The organism is Hymenobacter agri, from assembly GCF_054778495.1.
The window spans coordinates 1-9,625 of record NZ_BAAGZM010000116.1 but is presented as its reverse complement, the minus strand read 5'-3'; the positions used below and the strand labels follow the sequence as shown (position 1 = coordinate 9,625).

The 9,625-nt window shown below is 62.9% G+C and carries 8 protein-coding genes; 3 read left to right on the top strand and 5 right to left on the bottom strand.

What is annotated here, in order from left to right; translation table 11 throughout:
- The first annotated feature begins 10 nt into the window (after nt 1-10).
- Nucleotides 11-139: an alpha-ketoglutarate-dependent dioxygenase AlkB gene (locus ACYVDE_RS08365; protein ID WP_460501030.1), complete on the top strand. Its 129-nt coding sequence runs from the start codon at nt 11-13 to the stop codon at nt 137-139.
- Here the strand turns inward: ACYVDE_RS08365 and ACYVDE_RS08360 are convergent.
- Nucleotides 136-333 carry a hypothetical protein gene (locus tag ACYVDE_RS08360; protein ID WP_460501029.1) on the bottom strand — a complete coding sequence of 66 codons (198 nt, stop codon included), beginning with the start codon at nt 331-333 and terminating at the stop codon, nt 136-138. The two genes, ACYVDE_RS08365 and ACYVDE_RS08360, sit on opposite strands and share 4 nt — an antisense overlap.
- Nucleotides 334-541: 208 nt before the next feature.
- Nucleotides 542-3,364, bottom strand: coding sequence for a TonB-dependent receptor (locus ACYVDE_RS08355; protein WP_460501028.1), 2,823 nt, complete (start codon nt 3,362-3,364; stop codon nt 542-544).
- A gap of 590 nt (nt 3,365-3,954) precedes the next feature.
- Here ACYVDE_RS08355 and ACYVDE_RS08350 point away from each other — a divergent pair.
- Nucleotides 3,955-5,340, top strand: coding sequence for an FAD-dependent oxidoreductase (locus ACYVDE_RS08350; protein ID WP_460501027.1), 1,386 nt, complete (start codon nt 3,955-3,957; stop codon nt 5,338-5,340).
- Nucleotides 5,341-5,507: 167 nt separating this feature from the next.
- Here the strand turns inward: ACYVDE_RS08350 and ACYVDE_RS08345 are convergent, their stop codons facing one another.
- Complete coding sequence (locus ACYVDE_RS08345; protein ID WP_460501026.1) at nt 5,508-5,894, bottom strand: hypothetical protein; 387 nt, start codon at nt 5,892-5,894, stop codon at nt 5,508-5,510.
- A 241-nt stretch (nt 5,895-6,135) separates the two neighbouring features.
- Between ACYVDE_RS08345 and ACYVDE_RS08340 the strand changes: the two genes are divergently transcribed.
- Nucleotides 6,136-6,855, top strand: a complete 720-nt coding sequence (locus tag ACYVDE_RS08340; protein WP_460501025.1) for a LytR/AlgR family response regulator transcription factor — start codon at nt 6,136-6,138, stop codon at nt 6,853-6,855.
- Between the two features lie 93 nt (nt 6,856-6,948).
- Here the strand turns inward: ACYVDE_RS08340 and ACYVDE_RS08335 are convergent, their stop codons facing one another.
- Together ACYVDE_RS08335 and ACYVDE_RS08330 are read right to left on the bottom strand one after the other, a co-directional pair.
- Nucleotides 6,949-8,166, bottom strand: coding sequence for a DUF1501 domain-containing protein (locus ACYVDE_RS08335; protein ID WP_460501024.1), 1,218 nt, complete (start codon nt 8,164-8,166; stop codon nt 6,949-6,951).
- A 217-nt stretch (nt 8,167-8,383) separates the two neighbouring features.
- Nucleotides 8,384-9,625 (bottom strand): DUF1800 domain-containing protein (locus ACYVDE_RS08330; protein WP_460501022.1); only part of this gene is annotated, 1,242 nt, incomplete at its 5' end.

Genomic DNA, 9,625 nt, shown 5'->3' with positions numbered 1-9,625 from the left:
CGGCCTCGACCTGCCCAATGGCAGCCTGCTGCTCATGCGGGGGCCCACGCAGCAGCACTGGCAGCACGCGCTGCCCAAAACGGCCCGCCCGGTAGGGCCGCGTCTCAACCTCACGTTTCGGTGGGTAGGGCCGGGCTAATATCGGATGCCGGGATGCCCGCCCAGCCGGGGGCAGCCGACTTCGCCCACCTCGTAGTCGCCCACCCGTAGCACGCGGCGGCGGTCGGTTTCGGACGTGGGCAGTGCGGGCCCGGCCGCCGGAGACTCTTCGGCCGAAAAACTATCGGCCGCTACGAGCAGCGGCTTGGGGCAGCGAATGCGGGGGGCAGGCATGAGCAGGCAGGAAAGGCGGCGGTGGGAAACGCCAACAACCCAACCCCGGACGGCCCGGCGGCACCAGCCCTCGTTCAAGGAGCATACCAGTTTTATCGAATGGTGCTGCTTATTATTTTGATGAGTTGTGCGTTAGCGTTCAGCTTCGTAAAGTAAAAAGCCCCGCTCACTGGCTGAGCGGGGCTTTTTGGCAGTGGTAGCGACGGGCTTATTTAATGTCGAACAGCAGGCCGAAGTAGCCGAGGCGGCCGTAGCTGGGCGCGCCATACACTTGGTAGTTCTGCGCGTCGAACAGGTTCGTGACGCCCGCCTGCGCCGTGAGGTGCAGCGGCTTGATGAGGTAGCCCAGCTGCGCATCGACGGTGTGCGTGGTGGGCACGGTGCCGGTGGCAAACGTCGACTCGTAGAGGAAGCTTTCGGCCCAGCGGTAGTTCACGTTGTAGCTCAGCGTGCGGTTCAGGGCCTGGCCATCGAGGCCGAGGTTGAACTTGTGCTTGGGCGTGTTGAAGAACGACTGCGTGCCGGCCTTAAAGTCTTTCGTGATGAGGTTGTTGTAGCTATAGTTGCCGCTCACCGTCAGGGCCGGGGCGAAGGCGTAGCTCAGCGTGAGGCCGGCGCCCTGGCTTTGCACGCGCTGGTCCACGTTGGCCGCAATCTGAATCACGCGGGTGTTGTTGGCCGTGCCATTCTGCAGTACCGGGCTCTGGAAGCGCACGCTGGCGCCGGTGGCAAGTTGCGTAGCAGTAGGGCGGCTGCCATCTACGTTGCCAATGAAGTTCTGGGTGGCAATGAAGTTGTTATACACGTTGTAGAAATAATCTACGTCGACGTACAGCTTCTTGGCAATCTGGGCGCGGTAGCCAAATTCTGCGCTGTTCACTTCTTCGAGCTTCAGGGCCGGGGCGCTGTATTCGTAGGTGGCCAGGTCGGCGGCGCGGGTGGGGGCCAGAATGGTGGGGTCGGTAGTGAGGCGGGCACCCAGCGAGGGCAGGTAGCCCTGGTAGCCGCCGCGCACGTTGCCCAGCAGCAGGGCACGGCCCACGTCGAGCTTGATGTACTGGTCGTTCTGGGTAGGCGCGCGGAAGGCGCGGCTGTAGCTCACGCGGAAGTTCTGCAGCTTGTCGGCTCCGAGCGAATACACGGCCGAAGCCCGGGGCGAAAACGCCGTGCCGAAGTTCTTGAAGTTGTCGATACGGCCGGCGGCGGCCAGCTTCAGGTGGTCGTCGAGCAAGGTCTTAGTAGCCTGAGCGTAAGCGCCGTACTCGTAGTTTTTGATGCGGTCGCCGTCCTTGGTGTCCTCAAACAGGCTGCCGTCGGAGCCCAGCAGAAACTGGCGGTACGCGGCACCCACCGTCAGGTCGGCAAAGTCGTTTTTGAACGTGTACTGGCCGCTGCCCTCGTTCATAATCGAGCGGATAATGAGGCGCGCGCCCTGGCCCGGCGTCGGGTCGTGAATAATTTTAGTGCGGGCCGCGTCGAACTCCGGCGTACCGGGCTTCAGCAGCGGGGCGTTGGTGTTGGCAGTATTGCGGGCCGCGAGGGCCGCGGCATCGGCCGCCGCGGCAGGGCTGTTGCCCGCGCCCACGGCCTGCGCGTAAGCAGTATTGTAGGCCACGGCGTAGGTGCCGAAGTAGCGCTCAGCGTAGGTAACGGGCTTGCCGGTGTTGGGGTTGATGTTGTTGCCCGGAGCTGCCTGCGTTTGCAAAAATGCCCCCAAGAAACCAAGGTTGTAGGAGCCATCGGTTTGCGGGTCGCGCTGGCCCGAGTAGTCGTGCGTCGTGAAGGCGCGCAAAAACCAGTTGCTGCCTTCGAGCTGCACGCGGCCCTGATGGGCCCCGCTGTTCACGAAGCGGTAGCGGCTGGCACTCTGGTAGGTAGTGGTGGCGTTGGTGTAGCGGTAGTCGATGGTGGCCTTGAGGCGGTTGGTGAGCAGCACCGAGAAGCTGGGCGCCAGCTTATACGAGTGGGTGGTGCTGTCGCCGGCCACGAGCTGGCGCTCGGTGTAGCCGGGCAGAAACACGGTTTTGCCCGCCAGCAGGGGGCCAGCGTAGCCCGGCGTCGAGGCGCTGGCCGGAAACGTGTTGCCGATGTCGCCGTAGCGGTTCACCGCGTCGTAGCCCAGGTTCGAGCCCACCGGGTTGTTGGCCGGCTCAATCAGCGCCGAGGTGGCATCGTAGTTGGTCGCTACAAAATCGTTGGCCCGCATGGCGCCGCCCGAAATCTTGAACGCCATGCGCTGGCCGATTTTCTGGGCGTAGCGAAACTGACCGTCGAGCATGCTGCGGTTGCCGGCGCGCACGCGCAGCGTCAGGCCGGGGTCGCGGAACGGGTCTTTCGAGTTCGTCAGCAACACGCCGTTGAAGGCGTTGGCGCCGTAGAGGGCCGAGGCCGGGCCGTGCACCACTTCCACGCTGGCTACATCCAGCACCGGCATGCCCAGCAGGTTGCCAAAGTTGCTGCTCAGGCTGGGCAGCTGCGTGTCCATGTAGTCGGCCAGCTGAATGATGCGCTCCGAGCGCGACGAGTTGAAGCCGCGCGTGCTGAAGCTGGCCGCCAGCATGCTCGAACTGCTCACATCGATGGCCTTGTAGCGGGCCAGGCCGGCCACCAGGTCGGGGTTGGTCAGCTGCTCCACCTGGCGTTGGTCGAGCTTCTCGATGGTCACCGGCACCTGGCCGATGTTCTCTTCCACACGCGAGGCCGCTACTACCACTTGGTTCAGCACGGCGCTGGGGCGCAGCGTTACGACCAGGGCATTGTCGGGGCCGGCAATGGGCAACTCCTGGGTTTCGTAGCCGACGAAGGATACCGACAGGGTGAGCACGCCCTTCGAGAAATCTCCTTTCACGTCGAACTGCCCGTCTTCGTTGGTGCTGCCTCCCGTGTAGGTGCCTTTAAAGAAAACGGTGGCCCCAGGCAGCGGCGTGCCCGCTTCGGTTTGCACCGTGCCACTCACGGTTTGCAGCCCTTGGCCATAACTGCTCGCCACCAGGCAAAAGCATAGAATAAAAAACGCGTAAATGGTGCGCATAAGTAAATAGATAGGTTGTTGGAACCTCAAAGATACCAATTATTTCCTATTATTGCTCTGCGCGATAAGAATCTATATGCCTAAAAAACAGTCAAGCAAATGCTTGTTCAGATGTGCTGAGTGAATAAACAGCATGGATTAGTGCTAATATCGAATTCGTGGGTGCCCCAGCAGCCGCGGGTCGCCTTCCGGGCTTATTACAAATTCACCAATCTGAATAGTTGGAATGCATCCCACCGGACATACCATGCCGTTGCCGAACTTATTGCCACCTCCTGCCAGGTGCAGCCGCGATGCCCGGCTGCTCGTGCCCCGGGCCGGCCCACGCCGTAGTAGGGCCTGCTGCCGCCAGTTTAGTAAGCCGATACGCAATGCTTTTTTTCGCGGCATGATGATGATTTATATTGTTTAAGTTCTAGTTCGACAAATTTCACAATTCAGTTGCCCGGCTAGGAAAAATTACGACCAACCAGTCTGGTTGCCTGTTGAATAAGGGCACTCCCACGTTTGCTGTCGGCACGGGCGCGCGCTGGTGCGCGGCGGCGTAGTAGCTTCGCCAGGCATTTCATATTCCCACCTCGCTCATTCCCATGTCTGCTACCCCCGCGCCTACTGCTGCTTCCGATTCCGTTACCATCATGGGTGCTGGCCTGGTGGGCTCGCTGCTGTCGCTCTACCTGGCCCGCCGGGGCCATGCCGTGCAAGTATTCGAGCGCCGGCCCGACCCGCGCCGCGCCGACGCGCAGGAGGGGCGCTCCATCAACCTGGCCTTGTCGGACCGGGGCTGGAAGGCCCTGGCCGGCGTGGGCGTGGCCGATGACATTCGTCAGGTGGGCATTCCGATGAGTGGGCGGGTGATGCACGACGTGCACGGCGCCCTCACCCGCCAGCCCTACGGCCACGACGGCCAGGCCATTTACTCCGTGAACCGCGGCCACCTTAACCGCCGGCTGCTCGACCTGGCCGAGGCCCAGCCGGGCGTGCAGCTGCAGTTTGGCCAGCAATGCCTGGGCATCGATTTGAAAGCCAAAACGCTGCGCCTGCGCGACGCAGAAGCGTACACCGAGCACACCACGCCCTACGAGCGCCTGTTTGGCACCGACGGGGCTTTTTCGGCCGTGCGTGCCGCCCTGCAGCGCACCGACCGGTTCGATTACTCGCAGGACTTTCTCGACTACGGCTATAAGGAGCTCACCATTGAGGCCGGCCCCGACGGCGCCTGGCAGTTCGAGAAGAATGCGCTGCACATCTGGCCCCGCGGCCAGTACCTGATGATTGCGCTGCCCAACCTCGATGGGTCGTTCAACTGCACCTTGTTCTTTCCCTTCGAAGGGCCGGAAAGCTTTGCCGCCCTGCAAACGCCGGCCGACGTAACCGCGTTTTTCACCCGCGTATTCCCCGATGCGGTGCCCCTGATGCCGGACCTGGAGCGGGAGTTCTTCGAGCACCCCACGGGCTCGCTCGTCACAGTGAAGTGCTTTCCGTGGAAGTATGGCAATGATGTGCTGCTGCTCGGCGACGCTGCCCACGCCATTGTGCCGTTCTACGGCCAGGGCATGAACGCCGGCTTCGAGGACTGCACCGTGCTCAACCAGCTGTTCGACCAGCACGGCGATGCGGCCTGGGCCACCATCTTCGCGGAGTTTCAGGCCCAACGCAAGCCCAACAACGATGCCATGGCCGACCTGGCCATCTACAACTTTGTGGAAATGCGCGACCGGGTGGCCGACCCGCGCTTCCTGCTGCAAAAGAAAATTGAGGCTAAAATCTCGGCGCAATTTCCGGGCCGCTGGGTGCCGCTCTATTCGCAGGTCACGTTCTCCGACACGCCCTACGCCGAGGCCTGGGCCGCCGGCCAGCGCCAGGATGCCATCATGGCGCGGCTGATGCCTTACATCCAAGCCGAAACTGACTACGAGCAACCGGCCGTGCAGGAGCTGGTGCAGCAGGAGTTGGCCCCGCTGCCCGCCCACTAGTGCCGCCGCATTCGCCCTGCGCCGCTTGGGGTAGCCGGCGAAAGCAGCGGGGGCGAGGCCGGAGAGCGGCAAGAGCATGGGCGTCCGTTAGGGTATGCGGGTAGCTGGGCCCCGGTGAAAACCGGGGAGAAAGTAAAAACCGAGCGTAGTACGTGTTGCCGCAGGCGCTAGCGGGCAGCCAGGCCTAAGCCATCGAGCGGCAGCAAGGTGCCGTCGAGCTGCTGGCGCAGCAGTACGTAGGTGCGCAATTGGCTGGAGGCCAGTAGCCGCCGCACGCTGGCCAGGTAACGGGCCTGGGCGTCCTGCGCATCCTGGTCGGAAACCGCCAGCAGCAGGGCCGAGCGTTCGGCCACGGCGCAGTGTTGCAGGGCCAGCTGCTGAGCAGTGCTCAGGCGCAGCGCGTCGACGAGGTAGCTGGTGACGCGCTGCACATCGTACACGTGGCGCGAAAGGCTGGGGGTAGCCGGCTCATTTTGCGTCTCGGTAGCCGCCGCCGCCGGGTGAGATGCCCATAGCTGGGCCCGGGCCGGGCCCGCCGCTCCCAGGAGCAGCATGCTTATCAGAATAACGACTGGGCGGTAATTGCTGAAAGCGGTACGGCAAGCAGCGCGCAACAACCGAAGAGTACTTGGCATGCCACAAATCTATATCAAAATTACCACATTGCTTTATCAAGAATAAATTTACTTCATCGGCAAGTGGCCTAACTTGCCATCTGAACGGCTACTTTAGACGGACGAACGAAACATTTACCCTTCCTTATCGGTCCGTTTTTACGACTACCTTGCTCTGCTTATGCTAACCTGCGCCATTATCGACGACGACGAAATCAATCGCCTCACCCTGGAGCATTACGTGGAGCTCACGCCCAACCTCAAACTGGTGGCCTCGCTGGCCGATGGCCTGGCCGGGCTGGCGTTTTTTCGCGAAGGCAACCGGGTCGACGTGCTGTTTCTGGACATTGAGATGCCCCACTTGAGCGGGCTCGACCTGCTGCGCGTGCTGCCCAACCCGCCGGAGGTCATCATTACCACCGCCCGGCAGGATTTTGCCGTTGATGCTTTCGCCCTGCGCGTGACCGATTACCTGGTGAAGCCGTTCGAGTTTGCCCGCTTCACGCAGGCCGTCGAGCGCGTAAGCAGCCGCGTGGGCAATGGGGCCTCGGCAGCCGCGCCCGCCGTAGCCGAGGTACCTGCCCGCAGCGACTTATTCGTGAAGGTGAACAGCCGCATGGTGCGCATCAACTTCGACGAGGTGCTGTACGTGGAGGCGTTGTCGGACTATGTTAACATCGTGACCGACAAGCACAAATACATCGTCTACACCACGCTCAAAGCCCTGGAAACTCGCCTGGCGCCGTACACCAACTTTGTGCGGGTGCACCGCAGCTACCTGCTCAATACCCAGCACATCGAGTCGATTGAGGACAACACGGCCAACCTGCGCGGCGGCCACTTCGTGCCCATCGGCAAGTCCTACCAGGAGGGTTTCTACAAGAGCTTGCAGCGGATTTAAGACTGGCCAGCGGAAAAAAGAACGTCGTGCCGCGCGCGCTGCAAATCAGGCAGCGCGCGCGGCACGACGGCTTAAAGGGCTTCGCACTTACTACTATACCAGCCCCGGCAGGCGCTCGAAGCCGGTGCCGAGGATGGCGGTGTCGTCGGCCCCGAGCCAGTCTTTCAGCACGCTGGCGTAGATGCTGCGGAAGTCGATTTGGTGGCGCAGGTCGCCCTGGTCGAGGTTGGTGAGGTCGGGGGCATCGTTGAGGACGCCTTTTTTGGCCAGCGCGCCGCCGGCCAGAAACAGGTTGTTGGCCGTGCCGTGGTCGGTGCCGTTGCTGGCGTTCTGGCCCACGCGGCGGCCGAATTCGCTGAACACCAGCACCAGCGTGTTGTTCCACTGGTCGTGCTGGCGCAGGTCGTCGGCCAGCGCCGCGAGGCCATCGCCGAGGTCGGTGAACAGGCGCTGCTGCTGCTCGTGCTGGCGCACGTGGGTGTCAAAACCGCTCAGGGCCAGATAGAACACGCGCGACTCCACGCCAGAGTTAATCAGCTCGGCGGTGGTTTTCAGGTTTTTGCCGAAGTCAGAATTCGGATAAGTGACGGACGACTTATAAATCTTCGACTTGTCGTAGAGGTAGTCGGCCGAGGAGGCGGTTTCGGCCAGCGTCTTGTAGAGGTAGTCGACCTGCTCTTGGTGGGCGGGCGCGGTTTCCTGGCTCACTTTGCTCAGGAGGCGGTTTTGGGTGAGCTGGTGGAATTTGTCGGGCGTTTTCAGGGCCAGGCCTTTGCGCTGGCGGCCTTTCAGGGCCAGGCTCAGCGTATCGTCGATTTCGAGGGCGTTGTAGGGGCGCTGGCAGTCGGCGCAGCTCGAATCGAGGTAGCGGCCCAGCCAGCCGGTGCTCACCACCTGCTCCGAGCCCGAGCCCGACTGCCAGATGTCCATCGAGCGGAAGTGCGAGCGGTCGGGGTTGGGGTAGCCCACCGAGTTCAGCACGGCCAGCTGCCCTTGGTCGTAGAGGCCCTTTAAGCCCTTGAGGGCCGGGTGCAGGCCCAGGTCTTTCTCCAAGGTTAGAATGCCATCGGCCTGCTTGATGCCCAGCGTGGGCCGCGCTTTGTAATACAGGTCGTTGCGGTAGGGGATGACGGTGTTCAGCCCGTCGTTGCCGCCGCCCAGCTGCACCACAATCAGGCGGCGCGCGCCGGCAGCATCGCGCAGGCCGGACAGGCCCGGCCCCCGGTCGAGGGCGTGCAGAAATTTGGGTACCAGCAGCAGCGTGCTGGCCAGGGCGGAGGTGCGCAGGAATTCGCGGCGGGAGGTAGGCATGGAGGAAGGGGGATAGGAGGGAGGAATAGGGGATAAGAGAAAGGCTAGGCAAAAACTCCCCTCCTTACCAAGGAGGGGACGCCGAAGCAATGCGTCGGCTGGGGTGGTTGCGGTCGTTGAACGACTGGTGCGCGAATCGTTCAACCCCCGCAACCACCCCTGTTTCAGCTTTGCTGAAACATCCCCTCCTTGGCAAGGAGGGGAGTTGGCCGTTCGGCTACGCCAGCTGGTATTCCGGCAGGCTCAGCAGGCTTACCAGCGTGGTGCGCAGGGCCTCGGCGGGCTCTTTTTGAGCGGCGGCCTGCTGCACCAGCTGCAGGTTTTCGGGCCGGATAGGGGCTTGTAACAGGAAGTCGCTCAGCCGGGCGGGCTGCTGGGTGGCGGGCGTGGCGCCCAGCAACTGTTGCAGCGGGCCCAGGGGCAGGTGAGCGCCGGCACCGGCCCGCACGGTGCGCTGGGCTTTGGTCTGGTTGGGGTCGATGTCGTTTTCGTCCTGCTTCAGGGCCACGGCAAACTCGGCGTTTTTGAACAGAATGGCCGGCAATTGCAGGCGCAGCAGCAGCGACGACGAGTCAATCCAGTTGCGCCCGCCGGGCCAGCCGGCCACGTTGGGGGGCTGAAACAGGTTTTGGCCCAGGGCGCGCTGGTAGCCCAGCAGCGGCTGTTCGTTGTCGATTTTCAGGTTGAGCGTCCGGCGCAGGCCGGCCAGCAGCTCCACGGGGCTTTTGATGTGGGTGCCCACGTTGGCCGGCTCGTAAAACCAGTCGGCCGAGAACATGCGCTCCAGCAGGTCGGCCACGTCGTAACCGCTCTTGCGGAAGGCGGCGGCCAGCGGCTCGATGTGCGCCTGGTTGGGCACATCGTTCACGAAGAAGCGGTATATTTTGGTCGTCAGGAACGTGGCGGCGGCGGGCTGCTCCAGAATAATTTTCAGCACGTCTTCGCCCGTGAAATTGCCGGTGTGGCCCAGAAAGGTTTTCGAGCCCGCGTCGTGGTCGCGTTCCCGGAAGCGGTAGTTGCCCTGATAGTCGTAGCCCCAGCCGGTGAAGGCGCGGGCGGCTTCCTTCACGTCGGTTTCGGTGTAGTTGCCCCGGCCCAGCGTGAACAGCTCCATCACCTCGCGGGCGAAGTTCTCGTTGGGGTGCTCCTTGCGGTTCTGCTGGTTATTCAGGAATTGCAGCATGGCCGGCTCCTGGCTCACGGCCAGCAGCAGGTCGGGGAATTTGCCCAGGGCGTACTGCCGGGTGGTGTTGTGCAAACTCAGGGCCGGGCCGGGCTGGCGCACGCGGCAGGCAAAGTGGCCGTGCCAGAACAAGGTCATTTTCTCGCGCAGCTGGGCCGGCGAGCTGGCCATGCGGTCCATCCAGGCCGTGCTCATGTTGTTGAACGCGTCGCGGATACCGGCATTCTGCTGCTTGCGCTGCTCGGGCGTGAGGTCGGCGCGGCGCAGGCGCGGTAC